Below are 840 nucleotides of genomic sequence, written 5' to 3'. Positions count from 1 at the left end.
ATCAACTTGATTCTGGGTCTGTAAGTAAGGCCTTAACTGATAGTTTCCAAAGGAAACTTTAAACTCGAAATAACCTTCGCTGTCGGTGAGAACGGGTGTGTCAGCAAGTTGACGATTACTCTGATTATGTGCGGTAATCATTGTATGGTCTATCGGGTTGCCCTGCTCATCTAACAGGTAGCCAGATAAAGTGAAAGGCTGCGCTAAAACGAAAGAATCAGCTGTATCCTGCGCAATGACATAATCACTAATTAGCGTACTACTAACAAGCTGATTGCCTAGCGGCGGCACAAAATTAATATCGGTACTTTGGTTAGTAAACAGCGCTATTGAAAACTCACCGTTTGCGTCACTCAAAGCATGTGTCGCAGGCGACTTGCCCTGACTCTCCAGATAGAAACCTTTGTCACTGTTTCCATTTTGCTGATACGCGATATGGCTAATTGTCACGCGCGTAGCGGCAACTGGTGCGCCATTTTTGTCGCTAACGGTTCCACTCAAAATGGCCATTGGCAAGATCACATCTTGAACCGTAGCAGACTCAACAACAATATTTTCTTCTGCAAACAACACCGTTGCAAAATCAGGTAAGGGATAGGCTGGTCTTGAATCTTCGCCACGACCAAAAGGGTTCAAATGAGGCTTAATTTTGTAGGTGCCTGCCTCAACCTGAAATTGATAAGTACCATTTTCGTCTGTATAAACAGCGCCGCCAACTTGGGCGTCATTTTCCTGGAGGTGCAAGCTGAGTTTAGTATTGTCTATAGGTCGACCCTGCGTGTCCTGCAAGACACCTGAAAGCGATACACCTTCGACTAAAGTGAAGTTTTGACGTGTATC

Annotated in this window: 1 protein-coding gene; it reads right to left on the bottom strand. The window is 44.9% G+C overall.

The genetic code is table 11. The features are described 5' to 3' along the window. On the bottom strand, window positions 1–840 hold an 840-nt coding region (locus tag A3756_RS20725; RefSeq protein WP_197481433.1), incomplete at both ends, for a carboxypeptidase-like regulatory domain-containing protein.

It is taken from the genome of Oleiphilus sp. HI0086, from assembly GCF_001635225.1.
This window is presented reverse-complemented; position numbering and strand designations above follow the sequence as displayed.